We start from the raw sequence: 24587 nt of genomic DNA on the forward strand, positions 1-24587 counted from the left end.
GGTCAACTACTCCCTCGGGATGCAGGCGCAGGCCGTCTCCGGGGGGTGGTCCGCCGCCCGGAAGGCGGGGAGGATGTTCCGGTTCGGCGGGGGCGCGGAGTGGACGCCCGGCGCCCGGCACGCGGCGGCCGCGGCGGGACTCGCCGCGGCCGCTCTTTTCCTGCTGCGGAGCGCCTTGCGGCGCCGGAGGACGATGGGAGACGGTGCACCGGGAAGACGCGCCCGCTTGCCGGCCCCGTACGCCCGTCTCGCCGCCCGCCTGGAACGCGCCGGATTCCGCCCATCCCCCGGAGCCCCCATGGAGGAGATGGTCGGGGCTGCGGTAGCGTCGCGGCCGGAACTGGCGGAGAACGCGGCCCGGTTCCTTCCCCTGTACCACCGGGACCGCTTCGGTCCCGTCCCGCTCGCGCCGCCGCTACGGGAGGAGGCGTTCCGTCGGGCGGAGTCGCTTCGAAGGGGGCTCCCGACCCGCGCGGCGCGGGTGGTAGAATGATTTCCTTGCGCGATCCATCGCCGACAAGGGGTTCGATGCGTTTCCGTTCGACCGTCCGCCGCTGCCTGGTTCCCGTCTCCGTCCTGGCCGTCGCGCTTGCCGCGGCGCCGGGGCGGGCCGCGAGGGTTCCGGTCGCCTCCTTCCCCCCGGGGTTCACCCTTCCCCGGGGCGATATCGTGTTCCAGTCGCGCATGCCGCTGGCGGACATCGCTCCCGGAGAGTGGACGGAGCGCCAGAGGGGAGAGGTCGCGTACTTCCGGGAGCAGATGCGCAAGCGCGACGAGATCTTCCTGCTCGTGCAGGTGACGCTCGACGCCATCGGGCGGACGGACGAGAACGAGGGGCTGGCCAACGAGGTGGCGCAGGCGGTCGCGGTGAGGCTCCGGGACGCCGGCATCCCGCCGGACCGGATGCTCATCCTTCCCGGACGGGAGGATCGCGCGTCCCTCGACGGGCCGCGGCTTTCGGGCTTCGCGCGGCACCAGGTCGTGGAAATCACCGGCTTCCTCGGAAGCGAATGGCTTCGGAGAAAACCGCCGCAGGAGGTGCGCCGCGCCGTCGATCTCCCGCCGCCGGCCGGGATCTCCCTCCTCGAGCCCGCGGACGCGGGAACCGACCGGGCGAACCACATGCTCCGGGGGACCACGGACCCGTCGGTGGCAAGCCTCGCCGTGACGATCGGCCAGGACGCACGGACCGTCGCCGTCCGGGACGGGCGGTTCGAGACGCCGATTTCCCTGCGGTCCGGCGAAAACCCGATCGTGGTCACCGGCCTGGACCCGTTCGGCCGCGTCCTCAGGGCGTCGAGGACCGTCCGCTACACGCCGCCCCATCCCACGATCGAGATCCTCTCCCCCGCGGAGGGGACGGTGACCGACGTCTCCCGGTCGCCGGTGATCTCGGTGCGCGGGGCGATCCGGAGCAGGACTCCGCTCCGGGAGGCGTTTCTCATCCAGAACGACATCCCGAGGAACATCCCCGTCCGGGAGGACGGCACGTTCCTCCAGCAGGCGATTCTCATGACCGAGGCGGACACGTTCCAGGTGGAGGCGATCGACACGGCGGGAGAGACGGGCACCAGCGGGATCCGGCGGGCGCCCTCGAGGGGGATCGCGGATCGCCCGTTGATGGCGATCCTCCATTGGGACGAGGACGACGTCGATCTCGATCTCCACGTCGACGACGGATCGGATCACCACACCTGGTTCGACGCCGCGGACGCGCTGGAGAACCCGTCCGCGATCCCGGAAGGGAAACTGTGGATCGACAACCGCCGGGGTTTCGGCCCGGAGGTCTTCACGATGGAGAGGACCGTCCCGGGCGAGTACGCCTTCTCCGTCCGCCGGTATCGCGGAAAGAAGCGGTGCCGCGCGTTTCTCACCCTCGTGCTGTTCGCCGGAGCGCCGTCCCGGAAGCTCGTCCGGGTCTACGGGCCGGTGGAACTCTCGGAGGAATCCCCGGCCGCGGAAATCGTCCGCGTCTCGCTCCCCTCGGGGATCGTGCGGTAGCCGGCCCCAAACGACGAAAGGACGAAACCGATGAACACGACCCAACGGATCGCCGGGATCTGCGTCCTCCTGGTCTTTTCCTGCCTCCCGCAGCCGTCGCGCGGGGCCGACGACGCCGTCGATCCGATCGAGCGGGAACTCGCCGCCACCTTGAAGGAGATGGACGCCCTCTCGGCGGAGCTGGACCGGATCGAGGAGATCGCGGCGACGCCGAAGGCGACGTCCGTCCGTTTCGAGATCCGCCGGTCGGGGAACGTCCCGGCGCCGGCGGCCCTCCGGCTGTATCTGTCCGGAAAGCCGGAGCCGGAGCGGGAGTGGACGAAAGCGGACCGCGACCGGTTCCTCTCCGGGACGGAACCGGTCGTGTTCGTCGCGCCGATCCTCCCCGGGACGCAGGAGGCGCGCGTAGTTCTGACCCACCCGACCTGGAAGGTCTCCCCCTCCCGCGATTTCCGCCCGGCGGTTTCTCCCGGCGGGACGTTCCTCCTGCGGCTTACGCTCGCGGCGCAGCCGGACGGAAACGAACCGTCGCTCGTCCCGTCGCCGGAGAAGTAGGGTCGGTGTTCCTCCGGCGTCTGCCCTCCGGGGCCTTGCTCCTGCTCGCGCTGTGCGTCGAGGCGCACGGAGGATCCGTCGTCCGCGCCGACTCTCCCGAGGAGTGGCTCCGCCTCGGCCTTCCGAGGGAGGCGGTGCGGAGCTACGTCGCGCTCCCGCCTGCCGCCCGCCACGGGAGCCCCGCGCTCCCCCGGCTCCTGCGCGACCTGGCCGGGGCCGGGAAGGAGGATGAGGCGCTTCGCCTGTTCCACGAGGAGCTCCCCCGTCTCGCGGAACCGGTCCGCTCCGCCGCGATCCTCGAGGCGGGGAAGATCCGATGGCGCAGGAAGGAGCACGACGAGGCCGCGGACCTTTTCCGGCGGATCCGTCCCGGCTCCCCCGAAGCGCAGGATGCCGCCGCGTACGTCGCGCGCCACCTCGCCGCCCGGGGCGATCCGGGAGGGGCGATCCGGACGCTCGGCGCCGCGCCCGACGGGCCGGTGAAATCCCGATTGGCCGCGGAGATCGGGCGGATGCGGGGCGGCCCGGAAAGCGCGCCTCCGGAACGGGCACGGGAGTCCCCCGGGGCGGACGTCGAGCGGGCGTCGGGAATCCCGGGGAAGGTGGAGTTCCTTTCGGCCCTGGCGCGGGCCCGACTTTCGTCCGGCGACCGGGCGGGCGCGCTCGAGGCGGCCCGGGAAGGGCTCGCGGACATCGGCCGGTGGCGTTCCGCCGTCGCGGCGCAGACCCTGTGGGACGGCACGCATCCGGGGGCGGAAGCTTCGCTTGCGGGGGCGGTCTCCCTGTTCCCCTTCGGCGAGGACGTATCGGCGCTCGAGGCGCCGGGGCGGCGGTTTCTCTCCCTTTCCGCCCTTCACCGCACCCTGGTCGAATCCCGGGAGCGGGCCGCGTCGTTGGCCCGGGATGCGCGGCGCCGGGCGGATGCGGTCCGGGCCCGGATCGCGCTGCATTCCGGGAAACGGGCGAGGCTCGAGCAGGTCGAGGGCCGTTTCCGGGACGACGCCCGGCGGTCCGGCGGCGTCCCGCGCCGCCTGCTCCTCGCGGCGGACGAACTCTCCGTGACCGGGTGGGGGGAGCGGTCCGACCGCCATACGGCGGCCCTGCTCGACGAGACCGCGGAGAGGCTCTCGCGGATTTCCGCCGCCGCGAGGAAGCTCGGATCGACGATGCGGGCGAGAGTCGCCTGGGAGGACACGCGGGGGCTCCCCCCGGAGGACCAGAGGATGATCATCTTCGCCCGGGACCGCCTCGCGAAGGCGGGCGGGACGCTCGAGGCGCTGGAGGCGAAGGTGACGCTGCTGCGGGCGAAGGTATGGGCACGGTGGAAGGAATCGTACGCGGAACGCCTCTCCCGGGATTTCGACGCCGCGGAGAGCGCGAGGGCGCGGGGGGAGGAAGGAGCGGCGCGCGCGCGGCGGATCGGGAGCCGTCTGCGCGGGGAGTCCGCGGAGCTCGCGGCGTGGGAGACCTTTCTGGGAAGGATGGAGGAGCGGATGACGGTCGACGCGGCGGCCCTCGGAAAAGCCCGCGCCGACGTCCACCGGTTCGCGGCGGAGGCGCTCGCGGCCGCCCGGAACGCCGCCGGGCCGGCGATCGCGCGGAAGGAGCGCGGGCTTCACCGCCTCGCCGGGCGCGCGGCGGCGGAGTGGTTCCTCGAGGGGAAACCCGCGGCGGCCGACAACGGCGCGGGGACGCCGCCGCCCGCGATGCTCCCGGAGGCGATCCGCCACCTCGAGGCGTCCATCCCGCCCGCGGGGGAACGCGCCCCGCACATGGACGAAACGCTGTACACGCTGGCGGCCCTCCGCTTCGAGGAGGCGGAGCGCGGTTATTACGGGGGGCGGGACGGGGAACGGAAGGATGCGCCGGACCTGGCGGTCCCCGCCCGCCTGTTCCGCAAGGTGGCCGACGACTTCCCCGGGAGCCCCTACGGCGAGGCCGCCTTCTACGGCCTCTCCCTCTGCCTGCAGGAGTCGGGGGCTCCCGACAACGCGGCCGCCGTCCTGGAGACGCTCCTCTCGCGATACCCCGCCACGCGGTACGCGGACGAGGCGAACCTGCGCCTCGGGGAGCACCGGTTCGACCGGTACGATTTCCCCGGTGCCGAGACGGCGTACCGGAAGGTGCGGGACGGGGCGGCGCCGGAAGTCGCGATCACCGCCCGCTTCAAGCTCGGCTGGGCGCTGTTCCTCCAGGGACGACCGGCGGAGGCGGCGGAGAAGTTCACGGAGGCGTCGCTCCTGTCGGCCGGCGCCTCCAGGACCGGCGGCCTTCGGGAAGAGGCCCGGCGGATGACGGCCCGCTCCCTGATCGAGGCCGGCGCGGAACGGGAGGCGGAGACGTTCCTTTCCCGCCGCGCCGCCGCCGCCGAAGGGGGCGCGGTCCTCCTGGAGATCGAGCGGCTGCTGGAGGCGCAGAACCGGTACGACGAGGCGGCGGCGGTCGCGACCCGCCTGGGGGCGGCCTACCCGCTCGCCCCCGAGCGGGTATCCGCCGAGGAGGAGGCGGCCGCGGCGCTCCGGAAGGGCGGGAGGATCGACGAGAGCATGTCGCGCCGGGGAGCGTTTCACGCCGCCTTCGGTCCCGGCACGCCGTGGCGGAAATCCCCCGGACGGACCGCCGCCGAGATATCCCGCGCGGACTCCCTCTCCATGGAAGGTCTCACCGCGGCCGGCTTCCATTTCCACGCCGCCGCACGGGAGAAGCCTCCGGGTGACCGTTCCCGCGTCCTCGCCCTGTACGACGCGTTCCTTTCCCGTTTCCCCGCGGCGGAGAAGTCCGGAGAGGTGGCGTACCAGCGGGCGTGGCTCCTGTTCGAGGACGGGAGGAAGCGGGACGCCTTGCCGGCGTTCGAGGCGGTGGCCCGGCGCCCATCGGGGGCCCGCGGCGAGGCGGCGCGGTACATGGCGGTCCCGTGCGCCAAGGACCTCTCGTCTCCCGCCGACGCGGCGTCGCAGGGGGAAATCGTGCGCCTGGCGGGAGAGTACGAGCGGGCGTACCCCCGGGGCGAGCGCATCCGGCCGGTTCTTCTGGACCGCGCGCGCGCGCACTACAACCGGAAGGAGTGGGACGCGGCGGCGAAGGCGGCGGGGGAGTCGGGGCGGCGGACCGAAGATCCCGGCGACCGCAGGACGGCGTTCCGGTTGGCGGGCGAGGCGCTCTTCGAGGCGGGTCGATACCCGGACGCGGAAGGCGCGTTCCGCGAGATCCTCGCCGCGTCGCCCCCCGACGGGGAACGCGCGGAGGCGCAGAAGTGGGTCGGCTTCTCGATGTTCCGCTCGGCGGAACGGTTCCCCGCTTCGCGCGGCGCGGACGCGGGCGCCCTGTTCCTCCGGATCGCCCGGGAGTTTCCGGCGCTCCCGATCGTTCCCGAGGCCCGTTTCCGCGCCGGCGCCGCGTTCGCGGACGCGGGGAGGAGCGCGGAGGCGATCGACGCGTACCGGTCCGTCGAAACGGCGCACGCGGATTCCCCGCTGGCGGAAACCGCCACCCGGCGCCTCGCGGCGCTGTACGAGAAGACCGGACAGCCGCTGCCGGCGGCGGAGCGGCTGGAGCGCCTGTCGGCGGGAGAGAAAGGCGGCGAAGCGAGGGCCGGCATGCTCTTCCGGTCGGCGGAGCTGTACTCTCGCGGGAAGGAGGAGGCCCGATCGAGGAAGGCGTACGGAGCGGCCGCCGCGGTCGCCGACGCGCCGGCGCCGCTGAAGATCCTTTCCCTCTTCCGGGCCGGCGAGAGCGCCCGGGCGGATGGGCTTGCGATCGAGGCGGACAGCCGGTACGACGAGGCGGTGAAAATCCACCGGGAATCGGGAGGGGCGGCGCCGGAGATCGCGGGGCGCGCGCTCCACCGGCGCGCCGAGGCGAAATTGAGCGCATACCTGCCGATCCGCATCGCGCCGCCGCTCGAGCGGACGTACGCGGAGAAGCAGCAGGCGCTCGAGGCGTGCGTCGCCCTGTACGCGGACGCGGTCCGGATCGGTGACGCCGGAACCGTGTCCGCCTCCCTTCATCGGATCGGGGAGGCGCTCGAGGATTTCCGCGCGGCCGTCCTGGCCTCCCCTCCCCCGCCGGAGCTTTCTTCCGCGGAGAAGGAGGAGTATCTCTTCCTGCTGGAGGAGCGGGCCGCCCCGATCGAGGAGCGCGCCGTCCTGAGCTTCCGGAACAACGTGCGCCAGGCGGCCGCCGCGGACCATTTCGACGACTGGGTGGCGAAGAGCCGGGAACGCCTTCGGTCGTTGCGGCCCGCCGTATTCGGAAAGCGGGCCGAGTTCGCCTTCCCGACCGTTCCGGTCCCCGACTTCGTCGGGATCACGGAGAGGGCGATCCCGTGACGCGAAAACCGATATCCATCGCGGTCGCCGCCCTGTTCGCCGTCCTGCACGCGGGATGCGCCCCGCAGCGGGCCGCGCTCCTGCCCGCTCCTCCGTCCGAGGTCCGGAGGACGGCGCCCGGAACCGCCTCCGTCCCCTCCGGCGCCTCCCCCGCGCCCGGGCCGGATTACGGATCGTTGTACCGGGAATCGTTGACCCGGACCCGCGACCTGCTGCGGGCGGGGGAGGCGCGGAAGGCGGTGCCGCTGTGGGACGCGCTGGAGAAGACCCCGTTCGCCGCCGAAGCCTTTTTCAACCGCGGAGTGCTCCTCCAGCTCTCCGGAGATCGAGACGGGGCGGAATCGCAGTATCGACGCGCCGCGTCCCCCCCGCTCCTGTCGGAGCCCGCGGCCGCGAACCTTCTCGGCATCGCGCTGCTCCGGGGCGATCGGGAGAAGCTGCGCGAGTTCGTCGACAACGCCGTGAAGCCGGTCACGGCGCTCCCGGGCGACCGCCTCCCCGAACTCTCCTCCAACCTTTTCGCTGCGCTGATCGACCTGGCGCGCGTCGAGGAGGCGGAAACGGCTTACGGGAGATTGTCGGCAAGGGGGACGGCCACCCCTTCCCTGCCCTGGAACCGGGCCGTGCTGGCGTATCGAAAGGGAGATCCGGTGGACGCGCGGAGGTACGCCGCGGCCGTTCCGCCCTCGGTGGCGGCGCTGTGGCCGGTGGCGGCCTCCCGCGTGGCGTGGGAGCGGGACCCGTCGAATGTCCCGCCGCTTTCCGACGACGGTTCCGCCGAACCGCGGATCCGGTCGCTCTCCGCCAATCTCGAGGCGCACCGCGCATGGACAAAGGGCGAATACGCCGCCGCCCGGGACCTGCTCCGGTCGGCCGCCGGGGAACGGCCATCCGGCGAATCCCTGACGAATTTGGGAGTCGTCCTTGCCGAAATGGGAAAATGGAAGGAAGCGCTGGGGGCGCTGGAACGGTCGGCGAAAGAGGCGCCGAACCTGCCGGAGGCGTGGCTGAACCTCGGGCTGTTCCGGGAGATGTACCTCGGTGACGCTCCGGGAGCCATCCTGTGCTACGAACGGTACGTGCGGCTGAACGGTCCGAGAAAGGAGGAGGCGTCGAGGTGGTCCGAGGGACTGAAAAAATCGCAACCGTCGCGCTGATCGCGCTGCTGTGGGTCGTTGCGCCTTCCCCCGCGGAGGCGGCGGGGCCGGTTGGCGCGGCCGGAAGGGATCCCGGGGGCGCGGTGCGGCTCGACGAGGTGCGGATCACGGGGAGCCCGGAGCACCCGGGGATCCTCTTCTTCCTCCCGCGAACCCGTTTCCGCCTCCTCCCCCTGCGGACGGAACGGGATGACGCCGGCGACATGCTGCGGGACGATCGGGAGAAGGGAGCGCCGGCCCCTTGAATTTCGACGTCCGCCCCGACGGCATCGTCGTCCTCCCCGGCGACCGGGTTCCGCCGTTTTTCCGCATCGCGGTCGCGCTGTCGGTCGCGTTGCACTTCGCCGTCCTGATGACCAGTCCCTACTGGCAGAGCCGGCCGGATGCGGGGGAGCGGATCGTCGAGATCGACATCGCCGAGATGCCGAAGGAGGAGGTCCCCGCCATCCCCGAGGTGCGGGTCCGCGCGCCGGAAGCGGTCCCCCCGCCCCCGCCGAGGCCGTCCGCCGCGGCGATGGAACCGCCCTCCCCGGCCGAGACCGCGCCGCCCAGCCGGGAGGCGATCCGCGAAAAGGTGGCTTCCCGGGGGATCCTGAAGATGCTCGGGGAAAAAGGGGCCGCGGATCCGCTTCCGTCCATCCGGCTTCCCGGCGATCTGCGCCCGTCCCCCCCCCGCGCGAATCCGTCCCCCGGCGACTACGTTCCCCGCCCGGTCGAGGAAGGGGGGAAGGCGAGGAACCCGGGGATCGAGCGGCAGATCGCGGCCGCGCCTCGGGCGCAGAAGACCATGGTCTCGCAGACGTTCCGCACCGACTCCGGGCTGGAGGCGGAGATCTCCGGGGCATCCGACGAGCCGTCGCGGTCGTTCCAGGCGATCGCGGCGACCGTGAAGCAGTACCAGGGCGGAATCCGGTACGTGTACAATCGGGAGCTGCTCGTGAACCCGAACCTCGCGGGGAAGATGATGGTCGCGTTCGTCATCCTCCCGGACGGGACCGTCGACTCGGTGGAGGTGCGCCAGAGCACCCTCGGCTGGCCCGCCCTGGACGACGCGGTGAAGGGGCGGATGCGCCACTGGAAATTCCCCCGCGGGGCCGGAGGACCGGTCCGAGTGGTGTTCCCCTTCGTCTTCCACCCAGAGATGTGAGCGCCGCGCCGTGCGATCCATCCTCCCCCTCATCCCGATCCTTGCCTCCCTCCTCCTTCCCGCGTCCGCCTTCCCCGGACCGGCGACGCCTGCCGCTCCCGCCTCCCGTGGGGACGCGGCGGACCGGTTGGCGAGGATCGAGCGCGCGATGTGGGAGAGGGACGACGGCGAGATCCCGTCGCTCCGGGAATGGGCCGCGGGGGACGGAAACGAAAGGGTGCGGGAGCGGGCGGTCGGCGCCCTGACCCTGCTTCGGGACATGGGATCCCGTATGCTGTTTTTCGATCGCCTGTCGGCCGACGCGTCGCCCGCGGTCCGCAGGGCCGCCGCGGATGCGATCGGCACGCTGGGAATCCCCGTCGACCGGATCGACCGCCTGACCGGCCCGCTCCAGAAGGATCCCGACGTCATGGTCCGCGCCGAGTGCGCCCGCGCCATCGGCCGGATCGGCGCCCGGCAGGCGGCGGGAATCCTCATCTACGCGCTGGCCGGCGACCCGTCCCCGGAAGTTCGGGCGCTCAGCGCGGATGCGCTTGCGCGGCTGGGCGCGAAGGAGGGCGGGGAGATTCTCCGTTCCGCCGCGCTCGCGGACGGGAACACGGTCGTCCGGCTCGCGGCGGTCCGCGCCCTGCGGCACCTTTCGCCGCAGGAGTCCATCGAGACGTTCCGCGCCGTATGGCGGGAGGGTCCGGACACGGATCTCCGCCTCGAGGCGTACCAGGGGCTGCTCGCGACCCGCGAGAGATCGGAGTGGATCCGGCAGGGGCTCGAGGAGAAGGACCCGGTCGTGCGCGCGGTGGCCGTCCGGGAGTGGCTGCTGATGCTCGACCTCCCCAGGAGAAAGGATCGCCTCGTGCGGCGTTCCGGCGAGATCCTGATGCTCGAAGGGCTGCTCAAGGATCCGGCCGGGAACATCCGGGAAATGTCCCGGGGCGTCCTCGAAAGCCTGGGGTTCAAGGTGCGCGCCACGGGATTCTCCTACGCCATCGTGGAGGAATGACCCCCCTTCCGTCCGTTCACGATCCCATCGTCCCCGACATCGATCCGCGGCACGGCGGTTGCTGAAACCCCGACCGGCGCCGCTTCCCGTCGAGCCGCACGGACCGGACCCGGCGATCCCCGTTCGCCAAGGAGAACCCGTGCTCGTCCGCGCCCGGTCCTTCGCCGTCCTCGGCGTCGACGCCCTCCCCGTCGAGGTCGAAACCGACATCTCCCACGGCCTGCCGTCCTACACGGTGGTCGGCCTCCCCGGCAGCTCGGTCCGGGAAAGCGACGACCGGATCCGGGCCGCCATCCGGAATTCGGGGCTCCTGTTCCCCGGGAGGAAGTTGACCGTCAACCTCGCCCCGGCGGACCTCCGGAAGGACGGGGCGCTCCTCGATCTTCCGATCGCCCTCTCGGTGCTGTGCGCGGCGGGCATTCTTCCCGGGGAGGCTCTGGGAAAGTGGATCATCGCGGGGGAACTCTCCCTCGACGGCTCGGTCCGGCCGGTCCGCGGCGCGCTCTCCCAGGCGCTGCTCGCGCGGGATCTCGCGGTGCCGGGGGTCGTCGTCCCGGAAGGGAACGAGGAGGAGGCCCGGCTGGTCCCCGGAGTCCGCGTGGCGGCCGTCCGGTCGCTCCGGGAGGCGGCGGCGCTCCTCGCGGGAGAGACGCCCTGCCCCGCGGCCGCGGGGATTCCCGGCGCCCGCGGGAGCGAACCGGTGGGGACGCCGGACATGTCGGACGTGGTCGGCCAGCCGATGGCGCGCAGGGTCCTCGAGATCGGGGCGGCCGGCGGCCATGCGATGCTCCTGCTGGGACCCCCGGGATGCGGGAAGACGATGCTGGCCGAGCGGATGCCCGGGATCCTGCCCGACCTCACCCCTTCCGAGTCGCTCGAAACCACGCGGATCTACAGCGCGGCCGGGGAACCGCCATGGCCCCGTCCCCTGCTTCGGCGCCCGTTCCGCGCGCCCCACTCGTCGATCACGGCCGCCGCTCTCCTGGGCGGCGGGAATCCGCCGCGCGCCGGGGAGGTTTCGTTCGCGCACGGGGGTGTCCTGTTCCTCGACGAGTTCTCCGAATTCCGGCCGGAGGCGAGGGAGGCGCTGCGGCAGCCGATCGAGTCGGGGGAGATCCGGATATCCCGTGCGGGGCACCGGTACCGGTTCCCCTGCCGGTTCCTGCTGCTGGCGGCGTCCAACGCGTGCCCTTGCGGGAACGCCGGGCACCCCCGGAAGGTCTGCCGATGCTCCCCCGGGGGCCTGGAGCGGTTCCATCGGAAATTCTCCGGCCCCCTGCTCGACCGGATCGACCTCGCGGTTTCCGTCCTCCCGGTCGCCGTGGAGGAGTGGTCCGGCGAATCGATCGGGGAGAGTTCGGAGGCGGTCCGCCGAAGGGTCGTCGCGTGCCGGGCGATCCAGGAGGCGCGGTACGCCGGGCGGGCATGCCGGACGAACGGGACGGTCCGCGCCTCCACCGCGGAGCTGCTGCGGGAGCTGTCCCCCGAGGCGCGGACATTCCTCACCCGGGCCGCGGAGCGGCTGTCCCTTTCGGGAAGGGCCATCGGGAAGGCGTGCCGGGTCGCCCGCACGATCGCCGATCTTTCGGGCGAGCCCCGCGTCCTGCTTCCCCACGCCGGAGAAAGCCTTCAGTACCGCCTCGCGGGGTTCGAGATCGCGGGAGGAGAACGACGGGAGGGGGACGGTTACAGCCGGTCGGCGATGTCCCAGAACACCTTCTCGACGTAGTTGCGGAAACCGTGGATGAACGCGCAACGGCGGTGGAACCTCGCCAGCGACCCGCAGAAGTACAGCCCCGGCACGGTCGACTCGCCGACCGGCGAGATCCTAGGATATCCCTTCTCGCCGATCCCGACGACTCCTCCCTCGATCGGGATCCATCGGGGGCTGTACCCGGTGGCGCAGACGATCCAGTCGAACTCCTCGACCTCCCCGCCGAGGAACCGGACGGTCCGGTCCGCGACCGAGACGACCGGGTCCGCCTCGCGCAGCGACAGGATCCGGAATCGGAAGAGTTCCTTGAGGACGCTCTCGGACGATCCGCGGATGTGCTCCAGGTCCCCCGACTCGCTGAAGTACCGCAACGGGTTCCGGGTGCACAGGGTGACCCGCGCGGTTCCCGCGAGCTGGATGCACAGCTCCGCCGCCGAATTCCCGCCGCCGATCACGAGCACCTTCTTCCGGTCGTACCCCATGCAGTCCACGAAATCGCAGGAGTGGACGACGAACGGATTGCCGGCGATCCCCGGGACTTCCGGAAAACAGGGGACCGACGACGCACCCGTCGCGATCACCAGGAAGCGGCACCGGGATTCCTCCCCGTCGACGGTCGAGACGGCGAACCCTCCATCCACCGCCCTCGCGGCGGTCGCCCCCTTGCGCTCCTCGACCGACAGCCGGTTCTCCCTGGCGAACGAATCCACGTAGCAGAGGAAATCCTCGCGGGAGGGAAAGGGGCGACGCGTCCCCGGGAGTCCCCAGAGCGGGCGGGTGAGGGTGAGCGAGGTCCAGTCGGTCCCCGGAACGGACGGGGAGAGAAGGACCATGCCGGGACGCATGTCGCGCCACGCCTGCGCGATCTTCCCCCGCTCCAGGACCCTGTGCGGGATCCCGTGCTCCCGGAAGAAATGGGAAAGGAGCAGCCCCGCCGGCCCTCCCCCGACGATCAGCACGTCCGCCATCCGCAATGCCCTCCCCGGCGACTTCGTGTAGTAGTATATATCGGCGGAGGGGGTGGTTATCCCTTGGGTTTTCGCTGTTGACACGCCGGTCCTCCTTACCTATAGTGATTTGTTCTTATCGAACGGTACGGAGGAAGATGCCATGTACGCCGTCATCCGCACGGGAGGGAAGCAGCTTCGCGTCTCCCCGGGCGACGTGATCAACGTGGAGAAACTCGAGGTGGAACCGGGATCCGTCGTGGAACTGACGGAAGTCCTCATGGTCGCCACCGACGCCGGTACGACCGTCGGCACCCCCACCGTGGGCGGGGCCGCCGTGTTGTGCAAGGCGGTGCGCAACGGGAAGGGCAGGAAGATCCACATATACAAGTACAAGCGGCGGAAAGGATTCGCCCGCCGGCAGGGGCACCGCCAGCCGTTCACAACGCTTTCCGTGACCGAGATCCGGGTCGCCTGATCCGGGTACAGGGGGCAATAGGGCCATGGCGCACAAAAAGGGCGTTGGCAGTTCGAGAAACGGACGGGACAGCCAGAGCAAGCGGCTCGGCGTGAAGCGGTTCGGGGGACAGTCGGTCACCGCCGGGTGCATCATCGTCCGGCAGCGTGGAACGGCGGTCCACCCCGGGGACAACGTCGGGATGGGGAAGGACCACACCCTGTTCGCGCTGGTCGACGGAGTCGTTCAGTTCGACCGCATGGGAAAAGACCGCAAGAGGGTTTCCGTCCTCTCCGCTCCGTAGTCCCCCGTTCATGCACTTCATCGACGAGGCCACGATCACCGTCCGTTCCGGGGACGGCGGACGCGGCTGCGTCAGCTTCCGGCGGGAGAAGTTCGTGCCCCGCGGGGGACCCGACGGGGGAAACGGAGGGAACGGCGGCGATGTCGTCCTCGTCGTGAGCCCGCACCTCTCCACCCTTCTCGACTTCCGGTACCGCAATCTGCACAAGGCGAAGCGGGGGCAGCACGGCATGGGGAAGAACATGCACGGCAGGAACGCCCCCGGCCTGCGGATTTCGGTCCCGCCGGGAACCATCGTCCACGACGACGACACCGGGGAGATCCTGGCGGATCTCACCCGCCCGGGCGAGGAGTTCGTCGCCGCCGCGGGCGGGCGCGGAGGGCGGGGGAACACGTCGTTCACGACCTCGGTCCGCCAGGCGCCCGACCATGCGGAACCGGGTCAGCCGGGCCGGGAACGGCGACTTCGACTGGAACTGAAGCTCATCGCGCAGATCGGGCTGGTCGGCCTTCCCAATGCGGGGAAATCGACCCTCCTCTCGCGCATCTCCCGCGCGAAACCGAAGATCGCGGACTACCCCTTCACGACCCTCTCGCCGGTCCTGGGCGTGGTATCGCACCGGGACGAGGAGTTCGTCGTGGCCGACCTTCCCGGCCTGATCGAGGGGGCGCACCTCGGGGCGGGGCTGGGCCACCGCTTCCTGAGGCACGCGGAGCGCACGGAAGGACTGGTACACGTGATCGACGCGGGACAGGAACCGGGGAACATCGTCGCGGCGTACCGGACCGTCCGGGACGAGATGGGGAAGTTCCAGCCGGTGCTCCTCACGCGTCCGACGCTCCTCGCCTTCAACAAGACCGATCTCCCCGGGGCGAGGGAAAACGCGGAGCTCGCCCTTCGGAAGATCGGGCACCCGAAGGGGGACGTCCATTACATCTCCGCGGCCACCGGGGAGGGGATCGGCCGCCTCCTCGACGGAATGCTTTCCCTGCGAAGGAGACAACCGTATGCGGTCTGACGGGGGCACTGCGAAACGCGGGAGGGCCGGTTCCCGGTTCCCCGGGATCCGGCGGGTCGTGGTCAAGCTGGGCAGCGGCACGGTCACCGACCCCGAGAAGGGGTTGCGGGAACCCACCATCCGCGCCCTGGCCGCGCAGCTTTCCTCCGCCTGGACCGACTCGGGCGTTTCCTTCGTCGTCGTGACCTCCGGCGCGATCGCCGCGGGGAGGAAGAAGCTGGGGATGGCGGAGCGCCCCCGGACGGTGGCGCTCAAGCAGGCCGCCGCCGCCGTCGGCCAGACCTCCCTGATGCGGGCGTACGAACGGGCGTTCGAAAAACGCGGCCGCCACGTGGCGCAGCTGCTCCTCACCCACGAGGATTTCGAGGACCGGGAGCGGTACGTGAACGCCAGGAACACGCTCCTCACCCTGCTCTCCCGGGGAATCGTCCCGATCGTCAACGAGAACGACACGGTGGCCACCGAGGAGATCCGCCTCGAGGGAGGGGGCGGTGGGGCCAACGACCACCTGGCGACTCTGGTGACCCAGATGATCGGGGCGGACCTGCTGATCCTCCTCACCGACAGCGAGGGGCTCTTCACGAAGGATCCCCACCGGCACCCCGACGCCCGTCGGATTCCGATCGTGCGGAACCTGGAGGACGAATCGATCCGGGCCGCCGTCGGCCGGTACACCTCCGCGGAAGGGACGGGAGGGATGGCTTCGAAGATCCGCGCCGCCCGGGTCCTGTCGGCCTCCGGGGTGCCGGTCGTGATCGCCTCGGGGCTCTCCCGGCGGTCGGTCCTGGACGCGCTCGCGGGAAAGGACACGGGTACGCTCATCCTCCCCCGGGCCGCGGGGAGGATTTCGAGCCGCAAGATGTGGATCGCGTACGCCCGCCGATCCCACGGGACCGTCGTCGTGGACGACGGCGCGCGGAAGGTGCTGATGGAGGGAGGGAAGAGCCTCCTCCCCGCGGGGGTGATCGGGGCGCAGGGGGGATTCCTTCGCGGCGACGCGGTGTCCATCGCGGACCGGCGGGGGCGCGTCTTCGCCCGCGGGATCTCGCGGTGGAGCAGCGACCAGGTGGAGCGCGGGAAAGGGAGGCGCAGCGACGAGGTCCGGGCGATCCTGGGCGCCGAAATGCCGGCGGAAGTCGTCCACCGCGACGACCTGACGATCCTTCCGTCCGCCAGGAGCCCGGAATCCCCCAAAGGAGGTGCCGCGCGGTGAGCCCGAACGAATCGACCGCGGCGATGGTCGAGAGGATCTGCCGCGCCGCGAAGGAAGCGGCGGGGCCGCTGTCCTGCGCGGGCGCCGCGGCGAAGAACGCCGCCCTCCTCGCGATGGCGCGGGGACTCCGCTCGGGGGCGGACTCCCTCAAGGCGGAGAACGCGAAGGACGTCGAGGCGGGGAAGTCCCGCGGGCTCTCCGCGGCGATGCTCGACCGGCTGCTCCTGACCGACGAGCGGATCCGCCAGATGGCCGAGGGGATCCTGGAGGTCCTCGCCCTTCCCGACCCGGTGGGAGGGATCGAGCGGATGGAGCGCCGCCCGAACGGGCTGCTCGTCGGGCGGATGCGGATCCCCCTGGGGGTGATCGGGATCATCTACGAATCGCGCCCGAACGTGACCGCCGACGCCGCCGCCCTGTGCGTGAAATCCGGCAACGCGGTCGTCCTGCGCGGCGGCTCCGAGGCGATCCGCTCCAACTCCGCCATCGCCTCGATCCTGCGCGAGGCGCTCGCGGCCGCCGGGCTCCCGGTGGACGCCGTCTCCCTGATCCCGAAGACCGACCGCGCCGCGATCGACCTGATGCTGACGAAGGAGGAGTACATCGACCTCGTCATCCCGCGGGGAGGCGAGGGGCTGATCCGAAGCGTCGCCGAGAAGTCCCGCATCCCGGTGATCAAGCATTACAAGGGAGTGTGCCACGCCTACGTGGACGATGGCGCGGACATCCCGCAGGCGGTGCGGGTCTGCGTCAACGCGAAGGCGCAGCGGCCCGGCGTCTGCAACGCGATGGAGACGATGCTCGTGCACCGCGCGATCGCTCCCGCGTTCCTCCCGGAGGCGGCGGAGGCGCTCTTCCGGGAGGGGGTGGAGCTGCGCGGCTGCCCGGAGACGGTGCGGCTGGTCCCGAAGGCCTCTCCCGCCGCCGAAGCGGACTGGGGCACGGAGTTCCTCGACCGGATCCTCGCCGTGCGGGTGGTCCCGTCGATGGACGCCGCGATGGAGCACATCCGGAGGCACGGCTCCCTCCACACCGAGACGATCCTCACCCGCGACCACGGCCGCGCGATGCGGTTTCTCCGCGAGGTGGACTCCTCGCTCGTGCTGGTGAACGCCTCCACGCGCTTCAACGACGGTTTCCAGCTCGGCCTCGGAGCGGAGATCGGAATCAGCACGACCAAGATCCACGCCTTCGGCCCGATGGGGCTTACGGAGCTCACGACGACCAAGTTCGTCGCCTTCGGGGACGGCCAGGTGCGGCAGTAGTGGCGACCGAGACCCCCCGCGTAGCCCTGTTCGGCGGCACGTTCGACCCGGTCCACAACGGACACCTCCGGATGGCGCTCGAGGTGCTCGAGGGGCTTGCGCTCCCCCGCCTCCTCCTGGTCCCGGCGGCGCAGCCGCCGCACAAGCCGCTGCTGCCCCTCACGCCCGCCGTCCACCGGTACGCGATGGCGCAGTCCGCCGTGTCGGGGATCGACGGGATGTCGGTGACCGACGTCGAGCTGCGGCGGCAGGGCCCGTCGTACTCCCTCCTCACGGTCCGGGAGATCCAGGACGCCGATCCCGCATCCGGCCTGCTCTTCATCGTCGGCGCCGACGCGTTCTCCGAGATCGCCACGTGGCACCGGTACGAGGAGCTGCTCGGGGCGTGCGACTTCCTGCTGCTCCCCCGCCCCGGAACCCCGCCGGAGGCGTCGTTTCCCCCGGGCGTCCGTATTGTAAAGGAGGGTGACGGTTGCTATAGTTTACGGGGGCGTTCCTTCCGGCTTCCCGGCGGGCGCAGGTTGCTGTGTCCCGACCTTCCGGTGCTGGACATCTCGTCGCGTTCCATCCGGGACAAGGTTCGGAAGGGGAGATCCATCCGTGGCCTGGTGCCCCCGGAAGTGGAGCGGTACATCCACGACCACGGACTGTACCGGGGAGAAGAGAGAGGGTAGCCGGCCATCGCAACGCGGGAAACAGTCATCCGATGCGCCCTCCTGGCGCGGGAAAAGAAGGGACAGGACGTGCGCGCGCTCGATGTGCGCGAGCTGGCCGGGTTCACGGACTATTTCCTCCTGTGTTCCGGCGCCTCCGACCGCCAGGTGGCGGCCCTCGCCGAACACATCGAGGTCACGCTCAAGAAGGAGCTCGGCGTCCGGCCGATCGGGTTCGAGGGGCTCCGCGACGGGCGGTGGGCGCTGATCGATTACGGGGACTTCGTGGTCCACGTCTTCCTGTCCAGCGTCCGCGAGTTCTACAACTTCGATCGACTGTGGGGCGCGGCGTCCGAGGTGCCCCTCCCCGCGGAGTGAACGGCTAATACCGCCAGGAAAGCGTCGTCCCCCGGAGGGATGCACGGATCATGGCCGTCCGACTTCTCTTCCTGCTGTTCGTCGCCATCCTGGTGGCGTTCTCCTACATCTCCCTTCTGAACGGGCAGCACATCCCCTTCTACTACTCCGCCACGCGGCAGATGGAGGTGACGGTCAGCGAGCTGGCGATCCTCGCGTTCTCCCTGGGGGCGGCGATGGTCATCCTCGGGACGCTGGTCAAGGACGTGACCTCCGCGTCGCGCAACTGGCGGGAGCGCCGGGAGAAGCAGCGCCGGGACGCCGCGCGGGCGAGGGCGGCGAAGGCGGCGGAGCTGGTCCAGCGGGGGATGCTCACCGAGGCGACGAAGGAGCTCACCCGCAGCCTGTCCGTCAACGCGGAGGACCGCGAGGCGCTCCTGCTCCTCGCCTCCGCGCAGGAGGAGCTGGGGAACCACCTCGAGGCGGTCAAGGCCCTGACCCGCGTGAAGCAGATCGACCCGTCCGACCTTTCGGTCTACTTCCGGCTCGCCTCCCTCTACCGGAGGATGAACGATCCCGAGGCGGCGCTTTCGGCGCTCCGGTCGGTCGAGGCCACGGAGGGGGAGAACCCGCGCGCGTGGGAGGGGATCCGCGACATCCACCTGTCCCGCGGGGAGATGATCCCCGCCTACAACGAGCAGAAGAAGCTGATCCGGCTGCGCGGAAAGGAGGCCTCGCGCGCCGACCAGGCGCTCTTCCTCGCGCTCCGGTACGAGAAGGCCCAGGTGCGGATGGCGCAGGGGAAGACCGACGACGCCGAGCGGCGGCTGCGGGACGTCATGAAGGACGACCCGGCGTTCTGCGCCTCCTACATCGCCCTGTCCGATCATCTCCGCGCCCGCAGCGTGGACGAAGCGGTGGAAACGCTGCTGCAGGGGTTCCGCGCCGCGCGCAACCCGGTGTTCCTCATCAAGCTCGAGGACCTGTGCGTGGAGACCGAACGTCCGCAGGCGATGATCCGGATCTACTCCCGCCTGCAGCAGGAGTTCCCGGCCGACTACGACGTCAACCTCTTCGCGGGGAAATTCTTCCTCCGCCTGGAAATGATCGACGAAGGGCTGGAACAGTTGTTGAAGGCCGAGACGCTGGACCCCGAGCGGGAATCGGTGCACATCCTGCTCGCGGAGGCATTCCGGCGGAGGGGCAGGTATGAATCGGCCAGCCAGCACTACCAGCGCGCCATCGGGTACAAGCGGAGGTATCTCATCCCGTTCCGGTGCTCCGCCTGCGGCTCGTCCACCATCAAGTGGACCGCCCGCTGCCCTTCCTGCGGGGCATGGAACGGGTACGCCATCGACCACGGATCCCGCGAGTTCGCCCAGAACGCCACTTCGAAGTGAACTCTCGCTCCTGAAGGAGCTGCTGCCGACGGTCGCGCCCGACCTCTCCCCGCGAGCCGTGGAGCGCTGGCCGCTCCACGACGGCCCCGTATGCCCGCGGTGCGGCGCCTTCCTCGGATCCTCCCCCGCCCCGGCGTCCCCGGTTCCGTGCGCACCCTGCGCGTCGGATCCCCCGGTATTCGACTCCGCCCGTTCCCTCTTCCCCCACGCCGGAGACGTCCGCGCCGCCATACTGGCGGCGAAGTACGCCGGCAGGCCGTTCCCGGCGTGCGCGGTGGCGAACCGGATCCGATCCGCCCTCGCGGGAGCGTGGGCCGGCCTGATCCCGGACGGTGAACGTCCCGCGGTGGTTCCGGTTCCGGTCCACCCGTGGAAATATTTCCGCCGCGGGTTCAACCTTCCCGCGCTGGTCGGGGAACGGCTGGCGAGGGACCTGGGGTGGCCGTTCGCCCCCCTGCTCCTTTCGCGCGGCCTCGGGCGCGCTCCCCAGGCCGGACTCCCCCTTTCCGGCCGGCGCTCCAACGTGGAGGGCGCCTTCCGCGTACCGCGGGGAAGGCGTCCGCCGCCGCGGGTACTCCTGCTGGACGACGTGTACACCTCGGGAGCGACGGCCCGGGAGTGCGCCCGCGCCTTGAAAACCGGAGGCGCGGACCATATAGTGGTCGTGACGGTCGTCCGCGCCGTCCCGTAACGACCCTCGCGCGCCACGGAGCCCCGATGCCGCCTGCCGCCTACCTTGCCGCCGCCCTGCAATTCCGCGTGGACGTCGGCGACGTGCCCGCGAACCGCGGGCGGGCCGTCCGGTGGATCACGGAAGCCGCGAAACGGGGCGCGCGCCTGCTGGTCCTGCCGGAGATGTGGAGCACCGGGTTCGCGGAGGGAGCCCTGCTCCCGCTCTCGCGGACCACCCCCGACATCCTGGTCGAGCTTCGGACCCTGGCGGTCCGCCACCGGCTGGTGATCGCCGGTTCGCTCCCGGAGCGGGTCGGGCGCGGCGTCTTCAACACCCTGTACGTCGTGAACGCCACCGGGGTCGTGACCGGCGAGTACCGGAAGGCCCACCTGTTCACGCCTTCGGGCGAGGACCGGTGGTTCCGCCGCGGGACGTCGGCCGGGACCGTCCCGTCGGACGCGGGCTTGCTCGGGCCGCTCATCTGCTACGACCTTCGCTTCCCGGAGCTGTCCCGGAAATACTTCCTCGAGGGGTCGGGCGTGCTCTGCGTGTCGTCCCAGTGGCCGGCCGTCCGCAGCGCCCACTGGGGAATCCTGACCGTCGCGAGGGCGGTGGAGAACCAGGCGTACCTCGTCGCCGCGAACGCGGTCGGCCCGTCGGGGCCGTTCCGCTACTCGGGCGGCTCCGTGATCGTTTCCCCGGCGGGGGAGCGGATGGCGGAGGCCGGCGAGAAGGAAGGAATCGCGATGGCGACGATCGATCCGGCGGTCGTCGATGAAATCCGTAGGAGGATCCCGTGCCTCGCGGACCGAAACCCGAAGGCGTACCGGGCGACCCGTCGGCCCGGGTGATCCCGCGGCGGGGCGTCCGGGAACTCTGCGCCCGCCTGCGGCGCGAGGGGAAACGGATCGTCTTCACGAACGGCTGCTTCGACATCCTGCACGCCGGTCACGCCCAGTACCTGCGGAGGGCGGCGGCCCTCGGGGATGTCCTCTTCGTGGGACTGAACGGCGACGCCTCGGTGCGGCGGCTGAAGGGCGAAGGCCGGCCGGTCCAGAGCAGCCGCGACCGGGCGTACCTGCTCGCCTCCCTCTCCTGCGTCTCCTACGTGTCGGTGTTCTCCGGCGATACTCCCCTGCGGCTCATCCGCGACGTCCTGCCGCACGTGCTGGTGAAGGGGGGGGACTGGAAGGGGAAGGCGATCGTGGGGTCGGACGTGGTGCTCGCGCACGGGGGAACGGTCACGACGATCCGGTTCCTCCCCGGCCGCTCGACCACGGCGATCCTGTCGCGCGCGAAACGATCCGGGAAGGAGATCGCCGGATCCTCCGGAGCGCGGACAGGAGCCGCGCGATCTCCGCGCGCGTCGTGAACGGTCCGGGGCTCACCCGGACGGTGCCGGCTGGAAAGGTGCGAAGCGTGCGGTGGCCGTTCGGGGAGCAGTGCAGCCCCGCCCGCACCAGCACGCCGTGCCCGCTCTCCAGCCTCCGCCCCACATCCGCGGGATCCATCCCCTCCACCACGAACGACACCACCGACACGCGCCGGGACGGGTCGCGGGGGCCGAGGAGATGCACCCCGGGGATCTTCTCCAGCCCGTCGAGCAGCGCCTCGACGAGTTCGACCTCCTTCCGCCGGATCGCAGCGACCCCTTTCCGCAGGATCCAGGCGAGCGACACGGCGAGCCCCGCGATCCCGACGCTGTTCTGCGTCCCCGATTCGAGCGCATCGGGGAGGAATTCCGGCTGGTGGTCCGATTCGGATCGGCTCCCGGTGCCGCCCTCGACCAGCGGCGTGACCCGCACCCCTTCACGGACGTAGAGGAAACCGGTCCCCTGCGGCCCGAGCAGTCCCTTGTGGCCGGAGGCGGCCAGCAGGTCGACGGGAAGGGCCGACAGGTCGATCGGAACGGAGCCCGCCGTCTGCGCGGCGTCCACGAGCGTCAGGATCCCGCGCTTGCGCGCTTCCGCGAGCACCTTCCCGACCGGCTGCAGGGCGCCGGAGACGTTGGAGGCGTGGACCATCGCGACCATCCGGGTCCCCTTCCGGAACGCCGCGGAAATCGAAGCCGGGTCCGCGACGCCGTCGCGGCCGGCGGGAACCACCGTCACCCGGACGCCGGCCTCCTCCATCCTTCGCAGCGGCCGCATCACGGAGTTGTGCTCGAGCGACGTGGTGACGACGTGGTCCCCCGGCCGCAGAACCCCCTTGATCGCCTGGTTGAGCGCGGCGGTGGCGTTCCCGGTGAAGACGAACCGGGAGCTGTCGGAACTCCCGAACAGCTCGGCCAGCCGTTCCCTCGCCGTGAAGAGGTCCCGCGCCGAACGGATCGACAGGATGTGGCCGGAACGGCCGGGGTTCCCCGCCCGGCGGATGGCCGACGCGACCGCCTCCGCCACGCCCGGCGGCTTCGGAAGGGAGGTGGCGGCGTTGTCGAGGTATGCGTACGGCGGATTTTTCGCCAGGATCACGACTCCAGGGGGATGACGAGGACGGCTCCCAGGCGCAGCGGGTCGCCCTGCTTCAGGCGGTTCCTCACCGCCAGGGCGTCGGTCGTCACGCCGTAGACGCGGGCGATCTTCTCCAGCGTGTCGCCCTTGTGGACCTTGTACCGGACCGTCTTCTTCTTCGGGGCCTGCTCGACCTTGTCGGCGGTCCGTTTCACGGCCGGGGGCTCCTTCCCCGCCGCGTCCGAGTCGGGCAGGGTCAGCCTCTGGCCGGCCATGAGCTTCGCTCCCGACGACAGGTCGTTCGCTCGCGCCAGCGCTTTCGCGGAGACGCCGTGCGCCTTCGCGATCCGCGACAGCGTGTCCCCCTTCCGCACCGTGACCGTATCCCCCGATTCCGACGCCCGCTGCTTCCCGCGCCCCACCCCGAGGCGGGCCCGGCGCGACCCTTCCTCGACCCGCATGTGCGCCATCGTCAGCTGGTCGGGGGAAACCTCCTTCCCCGGCACCGCCTCCTCCTCCAGAAGCCCCACCACCGGGATGACCAGGCGGGACGTGCGCTTCAGGGAATCCTTCTTGAGTCCGTTCAGCTCCCGCAGGTTGTCGATCGAGGCTCCGTATTTCGCCGCCAGCCCCTGGAGCGTCTCGCCCTTGCGGACATCGTGGCGGAGGAAGGTGATCTTCGCCTGGGTTCGAATCTCCTCCATCCGCTCCTCGGCGAGCCGGGCGACGTCCGCGGAGAGCCGCAGGACGTAATCTTCCCGGTTCGGGGGCGTGCAGAACCTGCGCAGCTCCGGGTTCCACTCGCGGAGGGTTTCGTACGGGACGTCGAGGATCCGCGCCACCGCGGCCAGATCGGTTCCCCCGGGGACGACCGCCGTCCGGAGATCGATCGGCGCTTCGTACTCGACGTGGCCGAAGCCGTACTTGTCCGGCTCCTTGGCGATCGTGAGCGCCGCGAGCATCTTCGGAACGTAATCCTTCGTCTCCTGCTTCAGGTACCGGTACCGGATGAGCTCGACGTAATCCTCGGACTTGTACCGGCTGACCGCCTTCATGATCTTCCCTTCCCCCGCGTTGTACGCGGCGGCGGCCAGCGGCCACGACTCGAACATCCCGTAGAGGTCGCGCAGGTAGGAGGCGGCGGCATGGGTCGATTTCTCCGCGTCGCGCCGCTCGTCGGCCCACCAGTCGATCCGGAGCCCGTAGCGCCGCCCCGTCCCGACGATGAACTGCCAGGGGCCCGCCGCCTTCGCCACGGAGTACGCCTTCGGAGAGAAGCCGCTCTCGATCAGGGCGAGGTAGACCAGGTCGTCCGGCAGACCGTACCGTGCGAGGATCTTCTGCATCATCCCCGTGTATTTCCCCGAACGGGACAGGTACAGCTCCATCTTCTTTCGGCCCGTGGTCTGGAAGTAGCGGATGAACTTGTCGATGGGCCGCGTGAGCCCCGCGAACACGCCCTCCTTCCCCTTCCCCACCTCTTCCGACGCGTTGTCGAAGAAGTCGTCCCCGATCCGCTCGTCCTCGTCTTCCGCGACGAGGATGCGGGTCACCTCGACGTCGAGCTCTCCGGGGGAGAGCACGCGGTCCTTTGCGGTTTCGGATGGAGGGGCGATGAGGGAAGGGACGGCGGCTGGGGCGGGAGCGGCTGGGGCGGGAACGACCGCTGCGGCGGCCGGGGTCGGCGGTTTCGCCGTGGCGGCGGGGTCGGCCGCCTTGCCGGGCGCGGGATCGGGAGAAAGCGACGTCGACGGGACGGATACCGGAGCGGAGGACTGGGACGGCCGTGAATCGGGAGCTCCCGCCGCCGAGGCTTCGCCCGCCGGGCAGGAGGCCGGGGAAAGGATGCCCAACGCCAGAAACAGCGCGGCGGCGACGATCCCGGTGGCGATCCGCCTCTTCAAATTCCCTCCGGAAGAACCATTATAAACCTTTATTTTACTTGGTT

Annotated in this window: 22 protein-coding genes; 19 read left to right on the forward strand and 3 right to left on the reverse strand. The window is 70.9% G+C overall.

Translation table 11 applies throughout. The annotated features are described in order from the left end of the window. From HZB86_04660 to HZB86_04700, 9 genes are all read left to right on the forward strand, one after another. The coding region (locus tag HZB86_04660; protein MBI5904826.1) for a DUF4129 domain-containing protein at nucleotides 1–493 on the forward strand (493 nt) is incomplete at its 5' end. A 35-nt stretch (nucleotides 494–528) separates the two neighbouring features. Then, the gene (locus HZB86_04665; protein ID MBI5904827.1) at nucleotides 529–2001 is read left to right on the forward strand and encodes a hypothetical protein; all 1473 of its coding nucleotides are present in this window, start codon (nucleotides 529–531) and stop codon (nucleotides 1999–2001) included. 30 nt (nucleotides 2002–2031) lie between these two features. After that, nucleotides 2032–2556 (forward strand): hypothetical protein, encoded by a 525-nt coding sequence (locus tag HZB86_04670; protein ID MBI5904828.1) that lies wholly within the window; start codon nucleotides 2032–2034, stop codon nucleotides 2554–2556. 5 nt (nucleotides 2557–2561) lie between these two features. Next, complete coding sequence (locus tag HZB86_04675) at nucleotides 2562–6884, forward strand: tetratricopeptide repeat protein (protein MBI5904829.1); 4323 nt, start codon at nucleotides 2562–2564, stop codon at nucleotides 6882–6884. Continuing rightward, on the forward strand, nucleotides 6881–8041 hold the full coding sequence (locus HZB86_04680) for a tetratricopeptide repeat protein (protein ID MBI5904830.1): 1161 nt from the start codon (nucleotides 6881–6883) through the stop codon (nucleotides 8039–8041). The genes HZB86_04675 and HZB86_04680 overlap by 4 nt, the downstream gene beginning before the upstream one ends. Further along, complete coding sequence (locus HZB86_04685; GenBank protein ID MBI5904831.1) at nucleotides 8002–8286, forward strand: hypothetical protein; 285 nt, start codon at nucleotides 8002–8004, stop codon at nucleotides 8284–8286. Before HZB86_04680 ends, HZB86_04685 begins: the two co-directional genes overlap by 40 nt. Further along, nucleotides 8283–9188 carry a TonB family protein gene (locus HZB86_04690; protein ID MBI5904832.1) on the forward strand — a complete coding sequence of 302 codons (906 nt, stop codon included), beginning with the start codon at nucleotides 8283–8285 and terminating at the stop codon, nucleotides 9186–9188. The genes HZB86_04685 and HZB86_04690 overlap by 4 nt, the downstream gene beginning before the upstream one ends. 10 nt (nucleotides 9189–9198) lie before the next feature. Continuing rightward, nucleotides 9199–10188: a HEAT repeat domain-containing protein gene (locus HZB86_04695; GenBank protein MBI5904833.1), complete on the forward strand. Its 990-nt coding sequence runs from the start codon at nucleotides 9199–9201 to the stop codon at nucleotides 10186–10188. Between the two features lie 139 nt (nucleotides 10189–10327). Further along, on the forward strand, nucleotides 10328–11917 hold the full coding sequence (locus HZB86_04700) for a YifB family Mg chelatase-like AAA ATPase (protein MBI5904834.1): 1590 nt from the start codon (nucleotides 10328–10330) through the stop codon (nucleotides 11915–11917). Here HZB86_04700 and HZB86_04705 read toward each other — a convergent pair. After that, nucleotides 11875–12954 (reverse strand): NAD(P)-binding domain-containing protein, encoded by a 1080-nt coding sequence (locus HZB86_04705; GenBank protein MBI5904835.1) that lies wholly within the window; start codon nucleotides 12952–12954, stop codon nucleotides 11875–11877. The two genes, HZB86_04700 and HZB86_04705, sit on opposite strands and share 43 nt — an antisense overlap. 58 nt (nucleotides 12955–13012) lie before the next feature. On the opposite strand from HZB86_04705, the gene rplU reads away from it, so the two are divergent. From rplU to HZB86_04755, 10 genes are read left to right on the forward strand one after another with little or no spacing between them, the layout of a single operon-like run. Then, complete coding sequence (gene rplU, locus HZB86_04710) at nucleotides 13013–13327, forward strand: 50S ribosomal protein L21 (protein ID MBI5904836.1); 315 nt, start codon at nucleotides 13013–13015, stop codon at nucleotides 13325–13327. 25 nt (nucleotides 13328–13352) lie between these two features. Continuing rightward, entirely contained in the window at nucleotides 13353–13610 is a 258-nt protein-coding gene (rpmA, locus tag HZB86_04715) for a 50S ribosomal protein L27 (GenBank protein ID MBI5904837.1), read from the forward strand. A gap of 10 nt (nucleotides 13611–13620) precedes the next feature. Next, nucleotides 13621–14628 (forward strand): GTPase ObgE, encoded by a 1008-nt coding sequence (obgE, locus tag HZB86_04720; GenBank protein MBI5904838.1) that lies wholly within the window; start codon nucleotides 13621–13623, stop codon nucleotides 14626–14628. Next, nucleotides 14618–15841 carry a glutamate 5-kinase gene (gene proB, locus HZB86_04725; protein ID MBI5904839.1) on the forward strand — a complete coding sequence of 408 codons (1224 nt, stop codon included), beginning with the start codon at nucleotides 14618–14620 and terminating at the stop codon, nucleotides 15839–15841. Before obgE ends, proB begins: the two co-directional genes overlap by 11 nt. 23 nt (nucleotides 15842–15864) lie before the next feature. Continuing rightward, nucleotides 15865–17106, forward strand: a complete 1242-nt coding sequence (locus HZB86_04730) for a glutamate-5-semialdehyde dehydrogenase (protein MBI5904840.1) — start codon at nucleotides 15865–15867, stop codon at nucleotides 17104–17106. After that, nucleotides 17106–17780 (forward strand): nicotinate (nicotinamide) nucleotide adenylyltransferase, encoded by a 675-nt coding sequence (gene nadD, locus HZB86_04735; protein MBI5904841.1) that lies wholly within the window; start codon nucleotides 17106–17108, stop codon nucleotides 17778–17780. The genes HZB86_04730 and nadD overlap by 1 nt, the downstream gene beginning before the upstream one ends. Nucleotides 17781–17786: 6 nt before the next feature. After that, nucleotides 17787–18137, forward strand: a complete 351-nt coding sequence (gene rsfS, locus HZB86_04740) for a ribosome silencing factor (GenBank protein MBI5904842.1) — start codon at nucleotides 17787–17789, stop codon at nucleotides 18135–18137. Nucleotides 18138–18187: 50 nt separating this feature from the next. Further along, a complete protein-coding gene (locus HZB86_04745; protein ID MBI5904843.1) occupies nucleotides 18188–19516 on the forward strand; it encodes a tetratricopeptide repeat protein in 1329 nt (442 codons plus the stop codon). A 58-nt stretch (nucleotides 19517–19574) separates the two neighbouring features. After that, complete coding sequence (locus HZB86_04750; GenBank protein MBI5904844.1) at nucleotides 19575–20207, forward strand: ComF family protein; 633 nt, start codon at nucleotides 19575–19577, stop codon at nucleotides 20205–20207. Nucleotides 20208–20233: 26 nt separating this feature from the next. Next, nucleotides 20234–21040, forward strand: coding sequence for a carbon-nitrogen family hydrolase (locus tag HZB86_04755; protein ID MBI5904845.1), 807 nt, complete (start codon nucleotides 20234–20236; stop codon nucleotides 21038–21040). A gap of 390 nt (nucleotides 21041–21430) precedes the next feature. On the opposite strand, the gene HZB86_04760 is transcribed toward HZB86_04755, so the two are convergent. Then, a complete protein-coding gene (locus HZB86_04760; GenBank protein ID MBI5904846.1) occupies nucleotides 21431–22657 on the reverse strand; it encodes an aminotransferase class V-fold PLP-dependent enzyme in 1227 nt (408 codons plus the stop codon). Then, the gene (locus HZB86_04765) at nucleotides 22657–24543 is read right to left on the reverse strand and encodes a LysM peptidoglycan-binding domain-containing protein (GenBank protein MBI5904847.1); all 1887 of its coding nucleotides are present in this window, start codon (nucleotides 24541–24543) and stop codon (nucleotides 22657–22659) included. The genes HZB86_04760 and HZB86_04765 overlap by 1 nt, the downstream gene beginning before the upstream one ends. Nucleotides 24544–24587 lie beyond the last annotated feature (44 nt).

This window comes from Deltaproteobacteria bacterium (genome assembly GCA_016234845.1).
Classification (GTDB): Bacteria; Desulfobacterota; Deferrimicrobia; order Deferrimicrobiales; family Deferrimicrobiaceae; genus JACRNP01.